The organism is Halalkalibacterium halodurans (genome assembly GCF_005671335.1).
Lineage (GTDB): Bacteria > Bacillota > Bacilli > Bacillales > Bacillaceae_D > Halalkalibacterium > Halalkalibacterium halodurans.
This window is the reverse complement of record NZ_CP040441.1, coordinates 1,117,462-1,143,694: the sequence shown is the minus strand read 5'-3', so window position 1 is coordinate 1,143,694 and position 26,233 is coordinate 1,117,462. Positions and strand designations below refer to the sequence as shown.

Below are 26,233 nucleotides of genomic sequence, written 5' to 3'. Positions count from 1 at the left end.
CCTCAAATACTCATCCAAATTGATTAACTAGCTTCGTTTAATTGACTCCTCTGTTGCTGCTTATTTATGATCGCTCGAACCACAACGAAACCAATCACACCACCAAGCGTGTTTAGCAATAAGTCATCCACGTTAAAACTCCGGGCCCAGACAAATCCAAAACCCGATAATGTCAGTTGCGTAACTTCGATCAATAGGCTCGTGGAAAAAACAATTAGAGCCGCTCTGCTTAGCCGGTTGACCTCAAATAATAGACTCACATAAACACCTAAAGGAAGGAGCAACAAGACATTGTAGAAAGAAAGCTTAATGGTATTCATTAAAAACCAATTCCCTGCATTTTGCTGTACTACGATAAAGTCGTATATAAAATAAAATGGAATTAGCTGCATAAGTTGATCTTGATAGGTCTGTGGGGGAAAGGTAAGCTCTCCAATCGTTACATGGATGACTCCTGTTAGATAAAAAAGAAAACTATAGAAAACAACTCTTCTCTTAAATCGTTTCCTCTTGTTTCGAAATAAATCAATAACAATATAAATAATGGATAGAAATGCAAAAATGAACGCGACTGGAATGCTGATAAAACTATTCATGGAAGGCCTCCTAGTGAGTACAATTTATACAAAAGTTAGCGATTTGTTTGAACATTCAAACAAATCGCTAACAGAATAATCAATCTCTTAAACTATTGATTAATAGTACCAGATCCTTTGATTCGATCCGCATCCCCAGTTCTTTTATCTACTCTTACAGTGTAATCATTCTTCGTAACAGTTCCGAAATTACGTTTTGCGCTAGTACCGTCTGCTGTTATTAGTGACGTTGTATAAGTTTTTAACGTCCTTTTTAAGGAAACATCATATCTTCCTTTTGAACTCTTAACTTCACCACTATGCCAATAGGTATTTGCTCTGGCTGTTGTACTTGTACTTTTATTGGCTAAACTATGCTTCTTGCTTCCTTCTACACCGTAAGAAATATCAAAGCTATAAGAACCAGAATAAGCATTTGCATTTGTTGGCACTACTAATAAAGCTACCACACAAAAACCAATAATACCAAGTTTCATTCTTTTCATTTCCTCATCTCCCACTTTTTATATATTTACTTTTTTTTATTATATATATAGATTGTAAAAAGTCAACAACATTTCCTATTATTTTGAATCCACTCTATTAAACGATTGCAATCAACTAACTAACCGTAACGATTACGATTGATTTCGTCACAACCCTTTACTTCCGACGCTATTTCTACTATGATATAAATCGTAATGATTTTGATTTTCAAAAGAAAGGTGGTAAACGTTATGGCGAAGAAATCAAAAGTCGCAAAGGAAAAAAAACGTCAGGAGCTCGTCGCTCGTTATGCAGAATTAAGAAAAGAGTTAAAAGAAAAAGGTGACTACGAAGCACTCCGAAAGCTTCCTCGAGACTCCTCCCCTACTCGGTTAACGAGACGATGCGAAATGACCGGCAGACCACGGGGCGTCTTACGCAAGTTCAAGCTGTCACGGATTGCGTTTCGCGAGCTTGCACATAAAGGGCAAATTCCTGGCGTGAAAAAATCAAGCTGGTAATGAATTAGACAAGGGGTGTCGAGGTTGAATAGACAAAAGCCACTCACAGTGATCTCAGGCTTCTCGGAAAACGGGAAGAGAGAGTTGATGAAAAGCTATCAAGAAAACCGGCAAAACCACGTAAAGATCATTCGCTTTCACCCCAAAGCTATGAAGCTTACATTAAATGGTGAGGATCCTTTTCCGGTAACAAGCTTTATTGGCGAGGCGATCCATCATGTGGAAGCAACAACCGAAGAGGATCTGATGTCATTATTAGCTAAAGAGCACCAAAACCGTAGCACAGATGAGATTCTTTTAGATGTTTCTCCTTTCTCATCCATCGACAGCCTTTTAGAGCAATTCACTTCAGATCGTCGCTGGTTCATTGCATCCCATGTTCACGTATTGGATGCTAAAGCGTTTTGGTTTTCTTACTTCTCAGAACACGAGATTATCACCGCTGACCAAGATTTCACTCAAACGTTAGGGGAAGCGCTCATCCTTCAGCTAGAGTTAGCGGACACCCTTTGTCTTTATCACCAGGATGGGCTTTCCTCTGAGCGCCTCGGTGAACTTACAGCTTTTTTACGCGTGCTCCAGCCACGAGCGTTGCTATGTGATTTGCACGAAGCCATTCAACGTTGCCAAAAGGGGCATACAACCTTTGACAAGAACGGCTATGCGTCTCTTTATGTGGAACAGCGGAACCTTGTCGCTTCACGACAACATGTAAAAGTGATCCACAACTACGGGGTTGATACGTTTTTCTATCAAAGCTCACAGCCTGTTGGCATTCACCAGTTGGAGCGATTTTTCGAGCATCTTCCGAACGACATTTTTCGCATGAAGGGGCGTTGCTATAACCCGCAAACAGGTGAGCTTCACTCCATTTCTCAAGTAGGTGCCCATATTCAAGTGGACACAACGACCACAGATCTAATGGAGAACCGTGACGTTCAAACAGAGTTATTGTTTATTGGTTTTGAGCTAGATCGTGACGCACTTAGTCGTCTCCTTCATGAGTGCCTACAACCAAACCATGATCGAATCGCCTTTGGTTAAGGATAGACGTATGGGTTTGCGGGAGGTTCAATTTCCTCCCACTCGATGACGCGGATGACAGGTAATAAAACCCCTCCATGTTGTTTGACATCTAACACACCCATTACTTGAAGCCATTGCTCCTCTCTTCCCCCTAATGAATCCTCATGCTCAAGGATGAATCCTGCCGCATGGCTGTCCGCGACACAATGGGTGACGAGAAATCGTGTAATGACCGTCACCTTTTCATCCTGACAGTCCTCTATAATAAACCCTTCTAGCAAAATTGGTTTGCCAACAAAGCGCGTAGGGTATGCCATTAGCGCCCGCAATGAGCTAACGAAATTGTCACGGTGTAATACCAAAGCAGACTGCTCCAGCAGCTCTTGCACATTTTTCTCTAAAGAGGCTTCATCGCGTGCTTCGCGTTGGGATACTTGATACTGAACCCCTCGTTTTAGCGCTTCAGCCGCTCCAAAATCTTTAAATGGGAACAGAAAGCCGATCATTAGTGGCAAGCTGATGAGTCCATAGGAAATAACATGCTTCATAGCAAAACGTCCTTCTTCTCCATGACTACAGCCCCAAAGGCCACACCCGCAAAGGTCGTCCTCTGAATTCGTGAACATTCTCGGCACTTGGATGAAAAATAAAAACAAGAAGAGGATCGACGCAATTTGACTGAGGTGCACGTATTGGGGGTTGATAAACCGAGCGATCTCTCCCGTCTCATGCAACAGGAAGAGAAACACCGCAAACAGCAATAAGATGACCGCTTTCAGCAATTGGTTTGTGCGTATGTACATCATCGTCTGCCCTCCTAGTCAATCCATGGATGCATTAGTAGCAAAATCCCCGCAACGGTGCCTGTGATCATCACCATTAGCACCAAGACAAATCGAAACTTAAAGACCGCCAGCATCATGATCGTATTTTTCAAATCTAACATTGGGCCGTAAATTAAAAATCCAAGGAGCGAGGTTTGCGGGAACACATGATGAAAGGAAGCCGCAATAAAGGCATCCGCCTCTGAACATAAAGAAAGAAGGTAAGCAAGTCCCATCATGATGAGCGTAGACGTAACGATCCCTTCACTAAGTCCGAGGAGAGAGCTAGTTGAAACATAGGTTTGAACGAATGCAGCTAACAGTGCACCGATCATTAAAAACTTTCCCATGTCAAAAAATTCATCAATTGAATGTCGAAACATCGCTTTAAACCTTTCGCCTAACGGAGGCTTCGGTCCGGCAGTTTCACCACGTGTGACATCTTCTCTTGTCCGCTTTAGCTGATTTCGCCTAAAAACACTCGCAATCAGCCCAGCGACAATGATGGCGATGACGAGCCCGAGCGACATACGTAAAAAGGCCATCGGTAGACTTCCTCCAAACGCCACATAGGTGGAAAACAGCACGATCGGATTAATCAAAGGACCTGTCAGGAGAAACCCTACTCCGGCGTAAAGGGGAACTCCCTTTGCGATTAAGCGACGCACGATCGGAACAATCCCGCATTCACACGCCGGAAACAGCGCTCCAATGAAACAGCTGGAAATGACCGCCAAGAACGGATGTTGCGGAATGAATCGATTAAGATGAGCTTCGGTAACAAACACTTGAATGATTCCAGCAATCAATACACCGATTAACACAAACGGAATCGCTTCGATAAAAATACTTAAAAAAATCACATTGAACGTTAATAGCGATTCAGGCAAGATGAGCTGATGGAGCGTGAACTGCTTATGAAAGACCATCACGATCGCCGCTAGCCCAAGCAACAGAAAACCTACAACTCCCGTATAATCCTGTTTCGTATCCATCCAGTTCCCTTCTCTCCGCACGTAGGTTATTTCATCTCTATGCGGACAAACAGTAAATCAGAATTATTATGATTTAGAAAAAATGAAGTCATCAAAAAAAAGCAGCCGCATAAGGCAGCTACTTCGTCTATCCAACCGTTGCTTTCTCCACAAGCCGCGCCCAATCTTCTTTGATCTCTTCCTCGTGTAAGTCGATTCCGATTAAGACAATGTACGGCTCGCCAAGAAAAAGGGCACGTGACCATTGAACCCGCTTCATGGCCTGCTGCATCAAATACGTACCATTCTCAAAATGAACATACCCTTTAGCCCTCAGTAGTCGGGGTTTCCACTTTTTCAAAAACCTTTCAATGTCCTTCTTTCTTGTTTGTGTGGAGAGGGATAAGGTGATGCTTTTCACTCTTGAAAACGAATGATGATGATCATTCGTTTTGAGCCTCATACGGTTGCGCTGAATCGAAGGTGGTGCCGTATTGAAAAATGAATCTAACTCCACCTCGCTGTACGTGGAAAATACGGTCTTAGCTACAGAATTTAGCCGTTTAATGAATTTTTCGATTTTCGCTTTTTTTGAATCTGATACTAAGTCGATTTTATTAACTATGAGGAAATCCCCTACTTCCACTTGCCGTCTCGTTGTTTTTACAAGCTCTCGATCAGACTCAAACAAACTGTTATAAGCAAGAATATTCTCCGCATCGATTAATGTAATTATCTTCTTCACGTACACTCGATTGATAAGCTGAGGCTCTGTCAACGAGTCGACTACTTCTTCAGGGTTGGCTACACCTGTTAGCTCAATAAAGAGTATGTCAGGCTTTCGTGCTAACAATGTTTCCATGCAATGAACCACTTCACTTTTTTTATTGCAGCACATACAACCATCTAATAGCTTTTCGACCTGATGACTTTTCCCTGAAATCATCTGACCATCCGTATCGGTTTTTCCCATCTCATTCATTAACACCGCAGATTTTAGCTTTCTCTTCTCACTTTCAACTAACAGCCGTTCCAGTAACGTTGTTTTCCCGCTTCCTAAAAAACCACTTAAGATAAATACTGGGACTTTCACCATTTGATCTCCCTTCAAATGTGTACTCCTTTATTGTTACGTCGGATAAATCGTAATTATTCTTATTTATAAATAAGGAAAGATAGAACCCAATCAAAGTTGAGCTCTATCTTTTTTTATAGGAGAGGTCTACGCTCTTTGCAAATTCCACTTGAATGGGTCTTCTAGCTGCTCCCAATCCGACGAAAACTCTCCGTCTGTTAACAGACAGTGGTCTAATTCACGTGTAATCTCTTCCGGGTTTAAGTCGGTTCCAATAAACACTAATTTAGTATGACGATCTCCGTACGTTTCATCCCAAGCCTCTAGCAAGTGGGGATTTTCTCGTAAAATGTGCTGCTTCTCCGCTTCTGGAAGGCTGGCAACCCAAAATGAAACAGGCTCGATGGTAACAGACGGTCCCGCCTGTGAGAGTAAAAGCGCCAAGTTGTTTCGCGTTGCGCACCATGCAATCCCTTTAGCACGAACGATATTTTCAGGCATCGAATGAATCCAGTGGTTAAAGCGTTCTGAATGGAACGGCTCCCGTCTCGTATAGACGAACGACGAAATCCCATATTCCTCCGTTTCTGGTGTATGCTGCGCGTGTCCAGCTGTAAGCTCTCGGATCCAACCGGCAGAGTTGCTCGCCTCTTCAAAGTTAAATCGCCCCGTATGTAATATCTCTTTCGGGTCAACCTCCGCGTTAATCGTGCGAATGATTTTCGCTTTTGGCTGTAACGTTTTGAGCACGCTTTCTAGTTTCTCAAGCTCCGCTTCTTCCACAAGATCACACTTGTTTAACAGCAGCACATCGCAAAACTCGATTTGATCAATAAGCAAATCGGCAATCTCCCGCTCATCATCCTCACCGAGCGCCTCCTTTCGATCAAGCAGGCTGTCACCTGAGCGAAAATCATGCCAAAAACGATTCGCATCCACAACCGTCACCATCGTATCCAAGCGGCAAAACTTCGTTAAATCAATGTTAAGTTCCTCGTCAATGTAGGAAAATGTTTGTGCCACAGGGATCGGCTCGCTAATGCCGGTCGATTCAATGACGATATAATCAATAGTTCCCGCACGTGCTAGCTTCTCGACTTCAATTAACAAATCCTCACGTAATGTGCAGCAAATACAGCCATTGGACATCTCAACTAATTTCTCTTCCGTCCTAGACAATTCACCGCCCTGCTTCACCAATTCGGCGTCAATGTTCACTTCACTCATGTCATTGACAATTACCGCAATTTTTAACCCTTGGCGATTTTTCAATAGATGATTAAGCAACGTTGTTTTCCCTGATCCAAGATATCCACTTAAAACCGTGACCGGAATCGTTTGACTCATATGGGCCTCCTAAAATCCTTTTTGTAAATCGTAATGATTACTATTTTCAATTTTAAACGAGACCACTTCATGTGTCAAAAGATTTTTGTTCTTGCTTCATGACAAAAAAGCCCATTCATTTGTATGGAGCTAGTCAATAAAGTCTAAGCTACTCACCTTTCATTATCTGACCTATGTTTATCTAGCATTTGCTGTAAGTAGGTCTCGGATTGCCCTTTTGGAATGCTGAGGCTTTCCCAATCTGTATGTTTTCGTTCCTTTCCAATATATACGATCTGTCCGACATGATAAGCATAATGGGCCACCTGCCGTTCAATGGCTGCTAGGACTAGATGTTTTTCCCCGCGAATCGTTACCGTCTTCAGTAAATCGTCAGGCTGTAGTTCACCGAGCGCCTTCATGAGTGCAGACCACCCTTTTTCCCAGATCGCCATTAGTTCTGCTTTAGAAGTGATATCGTCGGTAAATTCTTCGTCACGATTGCGAGATTCTTTCTCTCCGTCGGTCGTTAAAAAATCAGTCCATCTGGAAATCATATTGCCACTCATGTGCTTGACAATGATCACCACACTATTGGACTCATCGTGATGGGACCAATGGATGTCTTCATTCGATAATTGACTTAATGTTCGATCGCCTAGACGTTTGACACTTTGAAATCTCTCAATCACGACGTTTAAATACTCGGCACCGATATTCATGCATACCTCCAAAATAGTTGACGTCCCTTTATATCAAATTTTACCACATTTAGCACCATTAAATGGTCATAAATAAAGATGACGTTAATACGTTGCATTTTCACTCGCTCAGAAAAACATCTTTTATGTATGAACCTCTACTCCTTAAACCTTCCCATCAAAACGGTATTGTAGTATGTTCCGTCTGAAAGTCGTTTGTCCTTTTGTAACACCCCTTCCACTTCAAATCCAAATTGTTCATATCGTTTAATTGCCTTGCCATTAGTTTCAAGCACACTTAAATTCATTTTCTTGATTCCACTTGTGTCGGCCCAATGGATGGATTCGGCCAAAAGGTGCTTTCCGATCCCATATCCCCACCATTCTTTTAACACACAAACGCCAAATTCGACTTTGTGAGCCAACCGTTTCAGTTTGTTTCCTTCGCAGCGAGAGAAGCCGACAATTCGCTTATCCACTTCTGCTACTAAAAACAAATGATAGCTATTTTCCGTATCCTTTCTGATAATCTGTTTAAAGGCCGATTCATCTAAAAACGCCTCGCCCTGTTCTCGATCTAAATATTCCGTTTCGCCATCGATTTGCAGCCTTACTTCCGATAATTTTCTCGCATCATCCTCGGTTACAGATCGTATGACATAGGACAGCCCGTTGCAAAGAAAAGCTTTTGGATGTATCTTCATGAAATCCCCTCTATCCATTTGTTGATTGCTGTCTCTAGCGTCTAGAGTAAAAGTTTAGCATGTTTATACAAAAAAAGTGCGGAATCAAATTAGATTCAGGAGATGAAAGATTTCAAAAAGCTAGAAAAAGAAACAACCTACTCCATCATGGAATAGCTTGTTTCTTTCAAGTTATTTTTCTTCCAACCCTTCGACTGCTTCCTGCAGAGCTGTCAGGGCGGCTGCTAGTTTATCCACTGAGCTATTCGGATTTTTCAACACCGCCTTCGCATGTTGCATCGCTTTGTGGAACACCTTCCAGCTTTCTTTCGTGTAGGCTTTTTTGTCTTTGCCTTGATTGGCCTCGTATAACTGTTGAAGCTTTCCCTTCACATCCTCCTGTTCCTTTTTCGATGAGCCTTTGATGACGTCTAGACCATCGAACACAAAGGTGCCGCCTTTGATGTCAATTTTGGCTAGATGCTTCGTATCGTCTAGCCCTCTTATGTGGTATGAGGTTTGCCTGTCACCTTTGGCATGAACTCGATGATTTTCGTCGACTAGTTCTCCGTCGATATAGACGTCGATGAGCGCATCTGGAGTGGCTCCGAATAAATTAAATCCTGTTCCTTCAAACTGGAAGATCATCGTGCTTGTCGGTTTGTCGGCTTGAGGGGTGCTATAAATATTGACGCCGCGATAGTCCATAAACGTTTCTTTTCGTTCATTCTCTCCTAAAGATACTTTTAACGTATGTGGACCTTCCTCAAGATCTCGAACGGAATACCTGATGCCGGTGCTAGGATCGACACCAAAGTTACCGACGTCTTCACCATCCAACTCGAATTTGTACAGCGTCTGTTCTCCCGTTCCTGCAAGGTAATCAATGCCTGTTCCCGTAAAGTGAATGAGAATGTACGGATCATCATCAAAGTTGGCCCACGCATTAGTGTTATTTGATCCCCAGGACGTATTTTTCCGAAACGCGTAGACAGTATTTTCTTCTGTGCCGATGTCTGCCTCATCTGATACTTTGACAATCTCGTTCGGCCCTAGTTTTTTCACAGCTAATACAGAGTCGGTTGTGGTGATTTCTGCTCGGCTAAAGCTCGTAAACCGCTCTTTCGCGACAACCTTCACGGTATGCTCTTTGTCTTCGAGGTTATCTTGCGACCAGACCATTTGCGTGATTTCGCTATTGTTGAAGTAGTTTGCTTCGCCGACCAACTCGCCATTTAAATAGACGTCCGCGGTTCCGTTCGATGGGTTGGTCACACCGTACAGCCGAATCTCTGTCCCTTTAAAAGTAATTTCAAAGGAAGCCCCGTTAGATCCCCACGCATTCGCACTGTTTGAAGACCAACTTCCATTGTAGAACACTTTATTTAACGTTCCTTGTTCCGTTGTTGAATCCCGATGGCCTACCGTGACCCCGTTCCACACAGGGACATCTGTCGCTGCGGTCATCAGTGTACGATTGAAGTGGGCATATCCTGCTTGCGTATAACTCCACTTCCCAACATAGCCGATCGGATTGTTGGCATCGATGTTGTTTAACGCTTCTTCTTCAGAATCGTAAGTTTTCCCTCGGGCATTATCAAATTTATCTGATTCATACGTATAGCCCTCAATTGGTTCCACTTTCACATTGTCAAACAGCGTTTCATAATAACCTGAACCTAACACGACTCGCCCAGACATGACGGTTGCATCCTTATCCGTATAAGAAGCTATTTCTTCGCCGTTAAGGTAAAGGGTAAACACGTTCTCTTTTGCTTCAAACGCAAGGTTATGCCAAACCTCTTGATCGAAATCTTCAACCGTCCCCTTTTCCACCACGTTTCCGAACCTGAGAATTTCATATGTTCCGTCTGTATAGATGCGAGCATTATACGGCGCGCTGGAATCGACGCCGCCAGCCTTCACTTGACGAACGCCAATCAGTGCGTAATTGGCTCGACCGCTTACTTCAGGAGTATACGTATCAAACAAAAAGTCGTACGACACTTTATAGTTGACCCAACGGAAATCACCGATTGTCGTATATGGATTACTGTTTGACTCGGCCCCATCGATCCCTCCCCAGACAGCCCATTCAGCCCCGATGATGTCAGGGGTGATTTTTTGCTGAAGCATGTTTCCGTGAGCGTCTGCATTCGGTATTTCCCGCTTCGTACGTTCCGCACTTCCTTTCGTGACAGGCTTGGTTGCTTCCTTCACGACTTCAAATGCACCACGCTGATCCGTCGTATACCGCGGGGTGCCTCCGCGACGATCCACGTAATCTCTACCTTTTTCATCGACAGGATAGCGATCATACTCAAAATCATCCGTATACGGCAATGGCATGATCGTATCTTTTGTAAGATCTACCGGCTGTGATTCATATTCAAAGCCGTCGATTTCCGCTTTTTTATCTAACGTCGTTATCGTGACAATCGAGTACGGCTTGACTTCAATTTCGTACTCACCTTCCGTAGGTGTGATGACATTAATCTGTTTAAACCAGTTCGCATCATAGGCTTGTCCTGCATATGGCCCACGAGTTTCCCAAACATACACGGATGCATTCTCTTTTCCACTCAAGTTTTTTGCCTCGATTTTGTACGTCCGTGTCTGTTTTGTATTGTTGGCAAAAACCGTCGTGTAGTCATCCGTTTCAGGGTCTTTTAAAGTCATGTAGTTATGCGTACTCGTATCAACATCGACACCACCGTCAAAGAAATTCCCATCGCTATACGTGGCATCCTTTACATACATCCAACGCTCATTTTCCGGTGTCGTCCGGTCATCGTAGCCGACAAAATTCATAACATGACGGACCCCTTGAACCCCGCCGTCCATTTCATAAAAGCCAGACCACGGGTCGGATGCGCTAATGAGGTGTTTCGGATTGTAGTTAGACCCTTCGTAAAACGCAGCAACCGATGGTTGAAAATCAAATGACACGGCTTGAAGCGGCAAATTCCCTGCTCCTGTCCAAGAATAGACGGAAATGATCCGTGACGTGACATCAATGATTCCTGCTCGTCCCCCTAACCCGTTATAGTGAGGCTCCATATTTAGCCGATAGCGAGCATTGATCATCGGCGCAATTCCTTCAGATACCCAAATTTCCTTCGGTTTTTTTCCATCTTCGATCAGCTTCTCTTGCAATTGAGCCAGTTCATTCGATCCAGTCAACCCGTAGTGGGAACTAATGACGTCGATTTCATCGATTAAGTCTGGATTGTCGAGTAAGGTCCGGCTGATGGTGGCCGTATCGCGATAGCCATCAGCGGCTACTAGTTTAATATCCTGATAGTCTGCTTCATAATTGGGCTCCTCTTTTATTCTTGATGTAAAATATTTCAGCCATTCGACTTCATTTCGCCCATTATTGTTGATCGCTCTTTCGTTTTGCGAGATTCCGATATAGTCCAATTGAAAGCCATACTCTTCATAAACAGCATCGATTGTTTGTTTATACCATTGGTAGCGATTTTCATACTCTTTATTGGCCGCCCCATTCCAAGTCCAACGAGGTTCACCCCAGCGCAAAATTTCCGTCGTAATATTCGGGTTGATGGATTTCGCATCTGCCGCGAATTGGAATCCAGCCCCTCTGAGCACATTTGCTGGTTCATCAGCATAGCGCATCGTGGCCGGTTCCGTTCCAGAAGAGGAGTCAACATCGGCCCCAAGCTCTACTTTGACGTGTGTGAGCCCAGCCCCCGTCTCTTTATTAAACAACTGATTCATAATCTCCCAATATTTTTCTGGATGCTCTTCTTTGTAATCTAGCAATAAACGAGTCGTATTGTTTGCTGATACGGTTCCAAAGCCTTTAAATCGGTTGTAGGGATCCACCTTGTTTCCATCAATGGTAATCGTTTTTGTCGCAGCTTCCGCCTTCGTTTCGCTAGTTGGTATAAACGGAATAGAGCTGAAAAGCAGGCAAATAATACACATCCATCCAATTGCAACTTTCATCTTTTTTTTCGTTCCCATGAAATTCTCCTTCCTCTGATTATCGGTCGAACGATTTGTGATAGCTAAATAGCAAAACAATCTGTCCCTCCCTTCCAATAGAGGATGGTCAGCAAATTCCTTCATTGTGTTGTCTTCCGTTGCCCAACCTGACCTTCTTCGCTCTGTTATGTTCCACTTTTTGTTGTTTATGTTAGCTGAAATCGGGGGCTCCCCTTTTCAGGTCTAACCTTCGCCTTCGTGTTATCTGACTTTTCAGACTAAATATTGTTAGCGCTTTCATTATTGCATACTCTCAACCTTTTTTATGCCATTATCTTGACAACATTTGCGATTTTTTTTACCCTTTCATCTTTTCGACATTTTCTTAAAGTAGAAAAAGCTAGCTTCCGAGGCTTTAACCTAGAAACTAGCTTTTCCACTATCTTAATTGATTGGCTAACGAGATTAACCGTTGCGCGTCTTCCTTCCTGATCGACTTACCTGTTTGCCCGTTCAGTTGATTTTCATAGGCTCTTAATTGCCCAATGACTGCTTTTTGCTGACCTTTCGCTGCCGATTTTTTTGCTGCTTGAAGCTTGCGAATGAGCGCGTCCGTCACTTCCTTGTTCGTCACGTACGATTCTGTCAGCTGAATGAGATGATCGAAATCAACTGTTGGTGTAGGCCCTTCCTCCTCTTCAACGGTCACCTCGCTGATGGCAATGAGCCCTCCATCCACCGTTGTGACAGTAATCCTTGCCTTTCCTTTACCTACGGCCGTCACCTTCCCCTCTTCATCAACAATGGCTACTTGTTCGTGATTACTTGACCAAACAACGTCTTGATTCACCGCCTCATGAGGCGTGACGGTTGCCGTTAGTTGCGCCGTACTCCCGACCGTTAACCGCAACGATTCTTGATCAAGGGTGACACCAGTTGGCTTTTGCACGGCTGGCGGCACGGAAACCGTCGGAACCTTGGTCGTCAAAGCATCGTGCTCGGCTTGTGTTACCGGGAGAACCGTTCCGTGGCGCGGACGGGATGGCAATTCAAAGCTAGCAGAGACCGTCCACTCTCCTGAATCTAAGTCGGTCGTTTCAAACGGAATATAGCCTCTTCCTCCAAACTCATCAATGAACATGTACCATTTTTCTTCCGTATTCGATTTGAAGATCGTCGCCCCTTCTCCTGCACTAATGGACCCTTTGCCAATCCCTTCTTTAATGAGCGTAAAATCAGAGTCAAGCACTGAATTCCCGACCTCTTGGAAAATGAATTTGCCGTTAGGAGTAGACGGCGTATTGCTTCGCTCGTCCTTGGAGAAGCGATAAATTCGATCGTTATGGGCGATCATCGTCGTATCAATGACGGAATACCCGTAGTCAATATACACTTTCGGTTCTGAAAATGTATAAAAATCTCTCGTCGTGCTATACATCATGCGGTTATAGGTCGAGCCGCTATGCTCCTCATTGTCATAGAGCTTCGATGCCCAAAAGACAACATATTCACCTGTCGTATGATCATAAAAGGCTTCCGGTGCCCACGTGTTTCCAGCCTCTGGCGGCGCCACTTCGACCATTCGCTGCTCAGACCAATGCACTAAATCATCCGATTCCCACACCATAATCGCTCGACTGCCGAAACGCTGGGCCCGATCCCAGTTTCCATTACCGTGGATCTTTAAGTCTGTCGCGATCATATAAAATTTGTCCCCTTCAGGAGAGCGAATAATAAACGGATCCCTTAACCCTTTTTCCCCTAAATCGGACGTAATGGCTGGATTACCATTGTTTAGCTCTCTCCATTTGAGCGGGTTGTTTCCTTCACTTAAAGCAAAATATATTTGCTCCCCGTTGGCGAACCCTTCACCCGTAAAATAGCTGAACAAATAGCCAGCAAAGTCTACCTGCTCCGGTAGCTCCTTCATATGGGCTAAAAAGGCCTTCGTCACCGTTTCCTCATTTAATGTGAGGGTAGCGGTGAGCTTCACCATTGTATCACCAGCACCATTTTCAGGCCGGGTCACTTCTCCTGTCGCTGTCACCACCTGCGGATTACTTGATGTCCACGTGATCGTTGAACCGTGTTCTCCTTTTGTCGGTAACGTTAAATTCCCGCGAACATCGTGGATGTTGTACACGATCAATGCTTGTGCATCTAATGTGACTGCAACCGCATCATGAGGCCGCTTCAAGACAATGACCGTAAACTCCTTCGTTACAGTGCTCACCCCATCGGTGATTTTCGCTGTCATCTTCACCGTTTGATCCCCATCTTCATAGGACGGCCTCGTCACCTTCCCTTCATTTGAAATGATGCTTTCGTTGTGAGATTCCCACGTAATCGTTGTGCCGTGAGCCCCTTGCTTAGGCAAGCTTAGATCGGTTGTGACTTCATCTTTATCCGCGTTTTGATTTAAAAAGGTGCTGTAGTCTAGCTGACTTGCTGCATGTTGCAAAAGGAGGTCGTCCATTTTCGCTATTTTCTCATCTGCCTTCTCGTTTAATGCGCTTACATCCGTTGCCGTTAAGGCCCTACTATACACTTCAAAACTAGCAATCATCCCACCAAAAAAAGGATCTGCCCCATAGAATGAACGCCCAATATAACCACTTCGACCGTTCACATTGCGGATCTGCTCTAACGTATACCCATTCGTCGAGCCTGTCCCGACTTGCTCTCCATCGATGTACAATGTTAACGTTTGTTCGGAACCTGACAGAACCGCAGTCACCAATTTCCATTCATTTGCCTGTAGCGCTCCCGTAGTCGCATTGGCCCCCGCTTCATTTCTCCAGCCGGTGATTCCTAGCCCGACGCGCGCTGAACGATCACCGGAATTACGCCTCGGAGTGACAAAAAGATAGCGATTGTCGTCCTGCCCTAGCGCAAAAATCCATTCCGCCTCTCGTTCCCCATTCCAATGAACTAAAGAGGAAACAGTCACACTTTCCAAGCCATTTAGCACCCCTTCTGGTAGGTCAATGTAAGCGTTCGAATTCCCTCCCTTAAAACGAATCACCCCAACATCAGTCCCTTGAATGAACTCAGCATTTTCAGGATTGACGAGCGTTCCTTCAAAACGACCCGTACTGTCGATCACCTTCGTTCCCTCGATGTTGGTCATGTCATAGTGAAGAATGAGGCCGGCACTCGTTCCGTTTTCTGCCACCGCCAGTTGTGAACTGAAGGCAAGCAATGTCGCGACCATGACGACAAAAAGGAGCATCCCAGCTAAACTTTGAATCTTGCTCATGTCTCACTCTCCCTTCCTTTTATTCAGATTTTTCAGACTTTATATGTTGGCGCTTTCATTATTGCATATTCCCCTCCCTCTTGTTGCCACTATCTTGACTTCTTTTACGATTATTTTGACATGTTGTCCTTCTCTCTCAGTCTTTTATCTTTCCATTTAAGTCGAGCTTGGATTTGACAATCCCATGAAGGGGTGAAAAAATGGATGCAATAGTAGGGAACTCAAGGGGGGATGATCATGCGAACCATTGGACTGATTGGGGGAATGAGCTGGGAATCCTCAGCTGAGTATTATCGAATCATTAACAAGGAAGTGAAAAACAAATTAGGGGGATTACACTCAGCCAAGTGCCTGTTGTATAGTGTCGATTTTGACGAAATTGAACGATTTCAAGCTGCTGGCGATTGGGATCAAGCTGGTGAAAGATTAGGCAATGTGGCGTTCGCATTAGAAAAAGCAGGTGCAGATTTTATTGTCCTCTGTACAAACACGATGCATAAAGTCACTAGCCACATAGAAGAAAAAATCCAAATTCCTATCCTCCACATTGCCGATGCAACGGCAAATCAAATCCAAAAATCTACTATCCAAACCGTTGGCTTACTAGGGACCAGCTATACGATGGAACAAGATTTTTATAAATCCCGAATAGAGTCTCGAGGCATTAAGGTCATCACCCCAACTAAACAGGAAAGAGACATGATCAATAAAGTAATATATGAAGAATTATGTGTAGGACGCATTAGGCCATCGTCAAAGAAGTATTACGAGGAAGTCATGAATCGCTTAGTTGCTCATGGAGCAGAAGGCATCATATTAGGTTGTACGGAAATTGGATTATTGGTCCAACAAGAAGATTCAAAAGTACCGTTGTTCGATACAACCGTTATTCATGCCTTAGAAGCCGTTTATCTCGCTCTAGCACACCATTAAATTATCGGGGGCCATTACAACGTTTGATCGTGTAAAGCCCCCTATTCGTATGCGCCTAAGAACATGATCATAGAAACATAAACTGCCATTCGACTTGAACGAGTCGCCGCGCCTCTCTAACGGCAAAGTCTAGCGTTTGGACGGTCTCTTCCTCGCCAAAATGATTGAAAAACGTATGGGTATGGACCGTCCATTCAAGCAAATGGCGATCAAAGGTAATTTTAAGCTTATGCTCCCCTTCTAGTACGATGCCGTCGTTAGTAGAAGATAGAGGAAGGTCGGGAATGATGAAACGTTCCACAATCGACAGCGGTTTCTCGGAAAACTGATAGAAATCAGATAGAACTAAGCTAGGATGAGCCCCTTTTCGCCAAGTGAAGGTACGCTTTAACTTTTGGAGCGAGTCGATATCATACGTGTGTTCTAGCTCCATCTCTATCCGATCGATGTCTTTTCCAATCGACACATTCCTGACCGTTGCCGTATGAGACCGTCCTGCTTTTTGATATTGCTGATTAATGATCGGAACCGAGTGTCCTTGTGAGCCATTACAAAAAAAAGAATAACGCTTCTCATTAAAGTAGTCTTCACAATACATCCCGCAGCCTAAATCTTTTACCACCGCTTCACCGTCTGCAAACAGCATAAAGTGGCCGAGATCGTTATGATTATGCGGCTCATCGTTATCGCCTCCTTTGCATGCGAACACATAAGGAGCCTGACGCGAAATCAACCACTGGGCGTCACGCAAATAAGTGCTTTGATTGGCCCACGGCTCGCCTCGCTTCGTTTCATCAAACCATAAGAGATTTCGAAAGGCAGGCGCCCATCGGCTACAATGATCCGCTGTATAAGGAGCACGGAGATCAGCCTCTGGAACTTCTACGCCTTGGTCGATTTTATTCAAATAATGCATGAGCCCTAAAAAAATCGTCCCCGTTGGCATCGAGTCGGAAAAGTTGACGACGTGATGGTTATGAACGAAACACTTTTGCGGAAATCGAGCGATTTGCTGGACTTTTTCCCCTTGGAGTAAATCGATCGCGCCAGCGGTTTTCGTCAGCAGCAAATCTGCCAAATACGTGTAATAGCCAAACCCATATTGCCAATACGCATAGCCTTCCGTACACGCACCATCATCCTTGAACCCCGCTAAGTAACAGTCCATCGTTCGCAGCACTCGCTCTAAAATCGTAGTAAGCACCTCTTCATCCTCGATGAGATGGAGCGCGGCCGAGCCGATGGAGCCCGCACAGACAGCCGCCCAATTATGCGTTGCCGTCTCCCATTCAAACTCTTGTTGCTGTAAAAACGGCTGTAAAACTCTCCGATTAACCTCCTCAATCATTCGCTTCTGCACCAACGGATCAAGCCGATTGTGTAATAATTGAGACAATTCGCTAAGAGTAAATGCTGTTTCCGCCGCAAACAGATCGACCGTAAAGCTCGTTTGTATGCCGGATAACCGTATTCCAGTGTCCATCTCAGGGCTGTTCTTTAAATGGGCCGGTAAGCACCACGTGTATTCATGGCAAATCGCCCAAAGCACATCTTGCAGCTGCTCAAAATAGACGGTTTGTTCTCGTTCAATCAATGCCATAAGCGCAAATGTATTGAGCCTGCGCCGTCTCTCAAAGTAAAGCTTCTCATAGTCAAGCCGCAACCCACGGTCCCGGAAAAGCGTAAACCTCGAAAACGGAATTTCGAGCAAAGGTTCACGTAAAAGCCGGTTCGCCTCCTCCCGTATTTCAGCGATCATCCCTTGATAGGACGGCTTTTCCCTGATCGCTTGAAACCATTCATCTTGCGCCTGTTGTGAGGAGAACAGCAAGGACGCCGAATCGTTTTTTACGAGCGGTATAATTTCTTCTCGTTGCATCGCCACTTTACTCACCGTTTATCGCTCCGAGATTCACTTCTATTGGCACCCGATTCGGAAACGATACGATGATGGTTTCGCCCATCACTTGCACCGTAGGGACAGTCGCCCAGCTACAATCATCACCGACTTCGCCATAGACCGCGCTTACGAGCATCGTTGTGCCGCGATTTACTCTCGATTTCACGGTCGGTATAACGGTCCGTGGGTGAAGCACGTTTGTGTTTGCGTTCGGAACGATGAGCTCGGTTTTGCCCTCACCGTACAAATTGACGATCCCGCTCGCAGCCGTTACGCCTCTCGCTACGCATCGGGTTGCATCAGGAAGTAGCTCCGTTTCCCCGTGTTCCAGCCCTAAGGCAAATCCCCCATCTGCCGCATCAAGCACTCTGCTTGTTTCGATGCGGTGAATCCGCACATGCCACGGAACACCAGGGACGATCCATGTTTTCACCTCTACATCTTGCCACGGGTGCCACTTCGCATAAAGAAACTGATCATGAACAGAGGATTCCTCACCATAACGTTTCACACGGTAAAGGTTATCTCCCTCACTTAAGGCGAGCATCGAGTCAAACGCGCCTTGCCCAAGACCCCACTCCGCTCGCGGAACGCTAAAACCGAAAACGGTGGAGTACGCAAATTTTTCATATTTAGCCGACGTATGCGTATGCTCATTGGACGACGGATGGCCTGAGTTAAAGGCGACGACATGTTGCCCTCGTTCATCTCGGCAAATGACCATGTGCGGTTCTGTTTGAACGGCCTGCTTTTGTAACACCGGTAAAGGCTCTTCCTCCGCTTGCCAAAAGGGGTGATCTTTATCGAGCGCTAAAGGTAAAAACGTTTTTAACGCCCAATAAGGAGAGCCAGGTGCGTTATAGTTTTCTGCCATGACCATGTTTGGATAAGTATACCCGATCGTCAACAATCCCTTGGAATCAAAAATGGGCTGCTGAAACCACCAGCGCAAATGACGAAAAATAAGCCCCTTCATCTCACCTAACGAAAATGGCTGAATGCCCGCAAATACGGCTGCGCTCCAAAAGGATGCTTGTGCGAAGCGATACGTTAAGCTTCTTCCGTATGGAATCGCGGGTCCATCTGCTGCAAACCAATAAATAAAGTCTTGCGCAAATTCCACGGCCCGCGCTTTATAGGAGGCCGAACGAACCGGGTCATTATTCTCCATCACCTTTGCATAAACGAGCCCATAGAAATGAATCGCAAACGGAACATAGTAGTCGCTATGCCCCCCAGCTCCGTCTGTATACCAACCATTCCCTACATAAAATTGTTCGATCCGAGCCAAGTTCTCATCAATTGTTTGTTGATCGTAAGGCTGCCCGACACGTTTAAGGCCTAAATTGACGAGCACCGGAAAGAACAGCCAATTACAGTCCCACACCTTGACGTTATTGATTTTCGCTAACCAACGACTCAGATGTTCCTTTTCCTCAGAAGAAAGGGGCTCCCACACTTTTTCAGGAATGAGGAGAAGGGCGAGACCGAAGGCAGCCATTTCCACCGCGCGCTGATCATAGTCGGTCACGTCTCCCCAATATTCAGGGTGCTGCGGATTGGTGCCATGTTTGATCCCTTGAAGATGACGTTCCCATAGCGCGTACGTCTCATCGGAGCTCGCGAGGAGAGGCACCAACCCCCAAAGCATTCTTGAAAAACCTTCAAATCCTGCTACTGCCTCAGGGTAGGCGGCACCGGTGTTCCCGAAATGAAGGCGGGCAAACCCTTCGCTATAATAGGGTTTAACTGGTTCAAAGATTCGTTTTAAAAGGCCTGATAGATCGTCTCTCGTTTCGATTGCGACAGCCTCTGTGCTCATAACCATTCCCATGTCTCACTCCTTTATCGCTTTCTACCAAAATCGTTCCCGCTCGCCTTTTAAACTCGTTAACCCTTCAACGAAAAAGTAGTCTCCGTAAATAAGAGGGACATCGATATTTTTCCCTTCAGGGTAATGACTTGTGCCGTGTAATATCAACCCGTCCTGACCGTCGTCCTCCCACGTCCCGTACCGTTCGTACAACGAGCGGAGAATGTTAACACCGGCCTGCTTGTAAATGTCCGCCTCTGTTCGCGGGACAAGGGTAGAAATGAACAACAATCCACACGCGGCGATCGCCCCTGCCGAGGAATCCCGATCGTTCTTCACCCCTTCTGGTAACCGGAAATCCCAATAAGGAACAAAGTCCTCCGGTAAATTGGCGATAAAGAAATGGGCGACGCTTTTCGCTGCCTGTAAATATGCATCCTTCTCCGTATAATGGTATAGGAGCGCCAAGCCATAAATCGCCCAACCAGCCCCCCGCGACCATGCGGAATCAGGGGCAAACCCTTGTCCTCCGATCGCTCCTACCTTTTCCCCCGTCTCCGCATCAAATGTCACGATATGGTGGACCGAGCCATCCTTACGAATAAAATGAGCTAACACCGTCTCCCCGTGCCTTTCCGCCGCATGACGAAACCTCGGATCGCCTGTCTCCTTCGATGCCCAAAACAGGAGCGGTAAATTCATTACGCAATCAATGATCGCCCAGCCTGAATTTTCATCCCCTTCAAACCACGGGTTCCAGGCACGAATATAGTTACCCTTACAGTTGAACCGTCCTAGCAATAAATTGGCGACGAGCAAGGCGCGCCTCTTCGCTTCCTCGTCCCCTGTCAGCTTATAGTGGGCCACACTCGTTAACGTCCACATAAACCCCATATCATGATCAAGTTTATAATAATCGGTTATGACCGTATCTAATCGCACCTCACATTGTTCCGCGATCGCTTTCAACGTTTCATCCCCCGTCTCGCGGTACATATGCCAAAGCAGCCCCGGCCAAAATCCGGCAGTCCACCAATGGGGTGGCTCAAGCTGATACGTTCCATCGACGCTCGCATGGGGAAAATTAGCCCCGATTTTCTTGCTCGTGCGTGATATTTTCGTGTAAACCTTTTGCAATGCTTCTTCTACCCAGTCTACATGGTTTGTCATCGTTTCACCTTTTTCCGTTTCAAATTACGTCTACAGGGCCCACTTACACATGCTCTCCCCGATATTCAATCGGCGTAATGCCTTCATAGCTTTTAAACACTTTTATAAAGTAGCTTTGATTGTCATACCCTAGCCGTTCACAAATTTTCCCTACAGGCTCTACCGTTTGCTCGAGCAATTCCTTCGCCCGGTTCATTTTCGCCTTCGTCACATACTCCACAAATGTTTCGCCCACTTCCTTCTTAAACAAACGGCTAAAATAGCTCGGGTTTAAAAACAGATGGTTCGCCACTTCCTCCAATGTAATTTTCTTTTCTAGATGAGCAGACACGTACTGAAAGGCCTCCAGCACTTCTTTTCGCCTCGTTTGCGAGGTGATTTCAACCACGGCTGCAAGAAGCGAGTCGAAGTAATCTGTTAACCAAGCGCTCAGCTCGTCGAGCGTATCAATCGCAAACACTTCTTCGTGAAGGACTTCCTCCGAATAATTGGCATTAAAAAACTGCAACGCTTTTAGCTTCACCTTTACGTCTAACAACAGCTTCAGCACCCATTCCTTCACAGCCTCAAACGAGTATCGCTCGCTAGCAAACCGCTCGATCCACTCATGCACGGTTTGTTTCACTTGCGGTTGATTTCGCTCAATGATCAAGCGTCTCATGGCAACGGCCGCCTCATCATACCAATTGAATAGCCCTTCGGTTACTCGCGCGTCAGGCTGCTTCTTTTCAATCGCGCCTGCTTTCATATAAAAGCGCTGGTTTTTGTTTTTGACTAAATGCTCGATCTCTCGCTTAAAGGACGATTGATTATGAACATGCTCCCCAATGACACACCCGAGGGAAAGCTGCAAGTCTGAATGAACGGCTCGCTGAATCGCGCTCACACATTCCATCATGATGCCGTAACAGTCCGACTTTACGCTTGAACGATAAGGAAAGAGAAGGAAGAATTCTTTCAGTGAAAACGCAAAATGAATCCCCTTGGTTTCATACGTCTCAAGCACGTCTTGCACCACACGTTGAATTGAACAGACTAGCTGATCCTCGGGTTGATCCAATTGTTTGGCCATGCGGTAATTTTGCATAAAACATAACGCTGGAATGTAGCGATTGTCCTCTACATCGAACCCATATGAACGGGCTTCCTCATACCATTCCTTTTCTTGACCAGTTGGCTGGTTGATCGTTTTGCGGATGAACTCACGCTTCCTTGACTCTTGATTCTGTGAAGCGATTTGGTGTAGCTTCGTTTCTTGCTTCGTCTTTTCGTTTTCTCGTTCGATGTTCTTTTTAAGGCCTGTTAGAACCGATGTAAGATCTTCCGGATTCAACGTATCTTTCAATAAATAATCTTGGATTTGCAGCAAAAGGGCCTGTCGCGTAAATTCATAGTCACTGTGGCAAGACAATACGCTCACTTGAATCAGCGGGTTCTTTTCTTTCATTTGCTTGATCAATTCAATGCCATTCATTTTCGGCATACCGATATCGGTAATTAAAATATCTGGCATCTCTTCCTGTAAGGCATAATCCAAGGCGCTTGCTCCATTTTCATGAGTGCTTTGCAGAGTCAACCCAAGCTTCTCCCATTCGATGGTTTCCGACAATAGCTCCAACACTGGATAATCATCATCAACCAGCATCACTTTGTACATCTGCTTCTCGCCCTCCTCTCGAAACGTACATGCTAACCTTCGTACCTTTTCCTCTCAAACTATGAACCTCCATGGCAAATGCTTCTCCAAATGTCATCCGCATTCGTTCATAGACGTTGGAAATTCCGAGATTGGAAAAACCTTTTTTATGCTTCCCATCCACGAGATCGGCTTGAATCGAAAGACTGTGCCGCAGCTTGTGTAACGCCTCTTCACTCATCCCTTGCCCATTATCTTCAATGACAACGACAAAATCGTTTTGATGGATATAAGCTTCTACCGAAATGACGCCGGCACTTTGATTGAGTCCATGAATCATCGAGTTTTCAATGATCGGCTGTAAAATAAACCGCGGAATCTCCTCAGAATAAACTTCCGGTGAGACATTAATTTTCAGTTCCACCTTTTCTTTCTGCCTCATGTTCATGAGCTTGACAAAATCTTCGACAATGTCCACTTCCTCTTGAAACGGAATCATTCCCTTCTCTTTCTCAATCGTCATCCGCAACAATTTGGAGAGAGAACTGATCATTTCAGCGCTCTCATAATCGCCTTTTCGCATCACTTTCATCCGGATCGAATTCAACACATTGAACAGAAAATGGGGGTTGATTTGCGCTTGTAGCATCGCAAATTCCGCTTTCCGTTTCCTCACTTGTGTTTCGGTGATTTCCTTGATCATTTCATTGATTCGGTCTAACATCTGATTAAACGAATGGGAGAGCTTGCCGATCTCGTCCTGACTGCGAATGTTCGAACGGACCTTTAAATTTCCCCCTTGCACGGTCGTCGCCACCTGTCCGAGGTGAACGAGCGGCTTTGTAACCGTTTGCAGAACAGACGTTAATAATAGAAAAAAGAGAACAAAGGAGATGAATTGAGCAAAAAAGACGTTGTCAAACAAATGATTCATTTTGCTAATCGCTTGCTTGTACGGGTTCATCGAAACTAGCTTCCAGCCCGTATAAGAGAGCGGGTGGTCGGCATACACATACGTTTCTTTTTCGACTTCAATCATATTGGAAGCTTTCGCTTGTGCCACTTGTTCCGCATAAGGAAACGTGGTCCCGATCTGTTCGTTGTCGCTATGGGATAAAATGCGGTTCGCCGAGTCAACGAGCAGCATGTCGCCACTGTCTTGGATTCCCGCAAACGCTTGTTTGATTTCACTTTCCATAATCGTCACAATCACATAGCCGTAAATACGCAAATTAGCGTCTCGTAACGTCCTGGCGACGGAAATTTGGTATGGATTTTCCTCCCGCTCGGATGCAAAAACGGTCGGCTGGCTACCGATCCATATCGTCTCATAGCCGTACACCTCCTCTAGCTGCTTAAACCACGGCTCTTGAAACAGCATCTCCGGGTTATAGTCGGCTAGCGGATAGTTCGTATAGTGCATGCCGTTTTTCAGCAAGATCGTCACATAAGACTTTTCTCCGAGCAACGTCATGTTTTCAATCGTCTTTGTCACCTTCCGATATTCTAAATACTCTTCATACTTGATATTTTTTGGCTTTCTATCAGCATTGGCATTCTTTTTCAAAATCGTATTAATCTCTGAATCGAGCTGAACGTAATTGACCGCATACAGCATGTCGTCAAAAATCTTTGAGACATAGGCGCCCGCTAAGCTCAATTCGCGATTAGCATTCGAAATTGCCTGTTCCTTCATGGCATCTTTCGTCAAATAACTATACACGTACAAGGTGATCATCGCCGGAATCATAAGGCATACAACTGCAATAAGGATCACTTTAAAACGAAAAGAACGGGGCGCAAGCTTTCGCTTCATCCGATTCCACATAACCAACCTCCTCATTTAGAATGAAAAAGAAGGGGACGGAAACGGTTTACGCCCCTATACGATTATTCTAACAGACGTTTACTGATTATTCTCAATAATCTCTTGCCCTCGTTCTTGCATTTTCTCAAGCGTCGTGTCGAGATCTTGATCGTCTAAAATGAGCTTCTCGTATTCCTCACCAATCACTTTGTAAAGCTCGGCTTGATAGGACACAGGGGCAATCATTTTCGACGACTGGGCGTTTTGCAACACATTGACTAAAGAGTCGCGATCTACTTTTTCAGGCGACACCGTTTCTGCTAAAATGCCGTCAATGATCGTCCCGAGATCCTCGTCACTTACCCCGTTCCATGACGGAACGTTTTTCCCTTGGACGACTTGCCCTTCCGTTGTGTACCAGCGAATAAACGTATACGCCTCCTCCTTATGCTCCGAATTGGCTGCGACCGCCATATAATCCGTTGTCACAGGGGTATACGATTCCCCGCTTAGATCATTTTTCGGGTAAGGCGCCACTCCGACGTTGAAATCAAGTGGAAATTGATCCGTTCCCCCGAGCTCCGTATTCATCCAGCTTCCGATCAGAATCATGCTCGCATCTTGACCGAAAAATTGATTCCGGTAATGAAGCTTCTGCGAAATAATATCCGTGTACGGCACAGCCGATTGATCTTCTTTCTCCATTTGCACGCGCATTTCTAACGTTTTCTTGAATAGCGGATGGTCGAGATTGGACGTTCCATCATCTTTAATGAACTCTGTATCATTCTCCTCACTCGCAAGCGCTAGTTTCATAAATTCCATCCAGCCGTCCCCTTGTGGACCATGGAAGTACGTACCGTAATGATCGTCTGTCGTTAAGTCTTTCGCATAGGCCATAAAATCATCCCATGTCCAATCGGTCGGCACGTCCAATCCAGCCTCTTCTAAGTGGTCCTTATTCATTAAGACGTACCAAGGGTTGAATTTACCTGGAAGCGCATAATATTGGCCGTCAATTTGCGTATCGACCTTATATTCTTCCGTCATCGCAAAGCCTTCTTCGCTAATGAATTCATCGATCGGGGCGACCATTCCTAAATGCACCCGTTGCGCATAACTTGCCGGATCACTGAACATTAACACATCAAGCTGCTCCCCAGAAGCGGCAGCTAAATCGAGCTTTTGAATCGCTTCCTGTGAATCACCCTTCTCACTTAAAATGACTAAATCAATGTTGATGTTAGGATGCTCTTCTTCAAAAGCGGCAATCGTGTGAGCCCAGTTATAGCTAGCCTCGTTACCGTGTGTATGAAATTTAATCGTTACCGTTTCTTCGCTATCATGTCCATTATCATCATTCGTTGCCGATGTGCTATCGCCACTACCACCCGAACACCCCGCCAACCCGATCATGAGGACGGCAGAAGCAAAAACAGTGGATACCCATGTTTTCTTCATTCTATTTCCCCCTTGTACTCTATTATGAAAACCCTTACAAACCGAATTATAGCAAAGCGATTTGTTCATGAGACGGAAATAATTTTACCAATATTAAAAATAATTTGACATC

19 protein-coding genes are annotated in these 26,233 nt (G+C 45.1%); 3 read left to right on the top strand and 16 right to left on the bottom strand.

Annotated features, from left to right (window positions below; translation table 11 throughout):
• Nucleotides 1–23 precede the first annotated feature (23 nt).
• Together FED51_RS05600 and FED51_RS05595 are read right to left on the bottom strand one after the other, a co-directional pair.
• Nucleotides 24–596, bottom strand: a complete 573-nt coding sequence (locus tag FED51_RS05600; RefSeq protein WP_083445595.1) for a VanZ family protein — start codon at nt 594–596, stop codon at nt 24–26.
• Nucleotides 597–688: 92 nt separating this feature from the next.
• Entirely contained in the window at nt 689–1,081 is a 393-nt protein-coding gene (locus FED51_RS05595) for a hypothetical protein (RefSeq protein ID WP_053431811.1), read from the bottom strand.
• A gap of 231 nt (nt 1,082–1,312) precedes the next feature.
• On the opposite strand from FED51_RS05595, the gene rpsN reads away from it, so the two are divergent.
• Both rpsN and FED51_RS05585 read left to right on the top strand, forming a co-directional pair.
• Nucleotides 1,313–1,582, top strand: coding sequence for a 30S ribosomal protein S14 (rpsN, locus tag FED51_RS05590; protein WP_053431812.1), 270 nt, complete (start codon nt 1,313–1,315; stop codon nt 1,580–1,582).
• A 24-nt stretch (nt 1,583–1,606) separates the two neighbouring features.
• Nucleotides 1,607–2,626 carry a GTP-binding protein gene (locus tag FED51_RS05585; protein WP_053431813.1) on the top strand — a complete coding sequence of 340 codons (1,020 nt, stop codon included), beginning with the start codon at nt 1,607–1,609 and terminating at the stop codon, nt 2,624–2,626.
• Here FED51_RS05585 and FED51_RS05580 read toward each other — a convergent pair.
• From FED51_RS05580 to FED51_RS05545, 8 genes are all read right to left on the bottom strand, one after another.
• Nucleotides 2,623–3,414: a TIGR03943 family putative permease subunit gene (locus tag FED51_RS05580; protein ID WP_053431814.1), complete on the bottom strand. Its 792-nt coding sequence runs from the start codon at nt 3,412–3,414 to the stop codon at nt 2,623–2,625. The genes FED51_RS05585 and FED51_RS05580 overlap by 4 nt on opposite strands.
• Nucleotides 3,415–3,425: 11 nt before the next feature.
• Nucleotides 3,426–4,427, bottom strand: a complete 1,002-nt coding sequence (locus FED51_RS05575) for a permease (RefSeq protein WP_053431815.1) — start codon at nt 4,425–4,427, stop codon at nt 3,426–3,428.
• Between the two features lie 127 nt (nt 4,428–4,554).
• Nucleotides 4,555–5,517 (bottom strand): CobW family GTP-binding protein, encoded by a 963-nt coding sequence (locus FED51_RS05570; RefSeq protein WP_053431816.1) that lies wholly within the window; start codon nt 5,515–5,517, stop codon nt 4,555–4,557.
• Nucleotides 5,518–5,628: 111 nt separating this feature from the next.
• Nucleotides 5,629–6,828, bottom strand: a complete 1,200-nt coding sequence (locus tag FED51_RS05565; protein WP_053431817.1) for a GTP-binding protein — start codon at nt 6,826–6,828, stop codon at nt 5,629–5,631.
• 152 nt (nt 6,829–6,980) lie between these two features.
• Nucleotides 6,981–7,529 carry a DUF1572 family protein gene (locus tag FED51_RS05560; protein ID WP_053431818.1) on the bottom strand — a complete coding sequence of 183 codons (549 nt, stop codon included), beginning with the start codon at nt 7,527–7,529 and terminating at the stop codon, nt 6,981–6,983.
• Nucleotides 7,530–7,666: 137 nt separating this feature from the next.
• Nucleotides 7,667–8,212 carry a GNAT family N-acetyltransferase gene (locus FED51_RS05555; protein WP_053431819.1) on the bottom strand — a complete coding sequence of 182 codons (546 nt, stop codon included), beginning with the start codon at nt 8,210–8,212 and terminating at the stop codon, nt 7,667–7,669.
• A 171-nt stretch (nt 8,213–8,383) separates the two neighbouring features.
• Entirely contained in the window at nt 8,384–12,181 is a 3,798-nt protein-coding gene (locus FED51_RS05550; RefSeq protein ID WP_053431820.1) for an FIVAR domain-containing protein, read from the bottom strand.
• Between the two features lie 400 nt (nt 12,182–12,581).
• On the bottom strand, nt 12,582–15,401 hold the full coding sequence (locus tag FED51_RS05545; protein WP_134230148.1) for an immunoglobulin-like domain-containing protein: 2,820 nt from the start codon (nt 15,399–15,401) through the stop codon (nt 12,582–12,584).
• Nucleotides 15,402–15,638: 237 nt separating this feature from the next.
• Between FED51_RS05545 and FED51_RS05540 the strand changes: the two genes are divergently transcribed.
• A complete protein-coding gene (locus FED51_RS05540; RefSeq protein ID WP_053431822.1) occupies nt 15,639–16,334 on the top strand; it encodes an aspartate/glutamate racemase family protein in 696 nt (231 codons plus the stop codon).
• A gap of 67 nt (nt 16,335–16,401) precedes the next feature.
• On the opposite strand, the gene FED51_RS05535 is transcribed toward FED51_RS05540, so the two are convergent.
• The 6 genes from FED51_RS05535 to FED51_RS05510 form a co-directional block, all read right to left on the bottom strand.
• Nucleotides 16,402–18,228, bottom strand: a complete 1,827-nt coding sequence (locus FED51_RS05535; protein WP_053431823.1) for a heparinase II/III family protein — start codon at nt 18,226–18,228, stop codon at nt 16,402–16,404.
• Complete coding sequence (locus FED51_RS05530; RefSeq protein WP_338035675.1) at nt 18,221–20,068, bottom strand: DUF2264 domain-containing protein; 1,848 nt, start codon at nt 20,066–20,068, stop codon at nt 18,221–18,223. The genes FED51_RS05535 and FED51_RS05530 overlap by 8 nt, the downstream gene beginning before the upstream one ends.
• Before the next feature lie 21 nt (nt 20,069–20,089).
• The gene (locus FED51_RS05525; protein WP_053431824.1) at nt 20,090–21,217 is read right to left on the bottom strand and encodes a glycoside hydrolase family 88 protein; all 1,128 of its coding nucleotides are present in this window, start codon (nt 21,215–21,217) and stop codon (nt 20,090–20,092) included.
• 43 nt (nt 21,218–21,260) lie between these two features.
• The gene (locus tag FED51_RS05520) at nt 21,261–22,874 is read right to left on the bottom strand and encodes a helix-turn-helix domain-containing protein (protein ID WP_053431825.1); all 1,614 of its coding nucleotides are present in this window, start codon (nt 22,872–22,874) and stop codon (nt 21,261–21,263) included.
• The gene (locus FED51_RS05515) at nt 22,852–24,681 is read right to left on the bottom strand and encodes a sensor histidine kinase (RefSeq protein ID WP_053431826.1); all 1,830 of its coding nucleotides are present in this window, start codon (nt 24,679–24,681) and stop codon (nt 22,852–22,854) included. Before FED51_RS05515 ends, FED51_RS05520 begins: the two co-directional genes overlap by 23 nt.
• Before the next feature lie 78 nt (nt 24,682–24,759).
• Nucleotides 24,760–26,121: an ABC transporter substrate-binding protein gene (locus tag FED51_RS05510; RefSeq protein ID WP_053431827.1), complete on the bottom strand. Its 1,362-nt coding sequence runs from the start codon at nt 26,119–26,121 to the stop codon at nt 24,760–24,762.
• Nucleotides 26,122–26,233 lie beyond the last annotated feature (112 nt).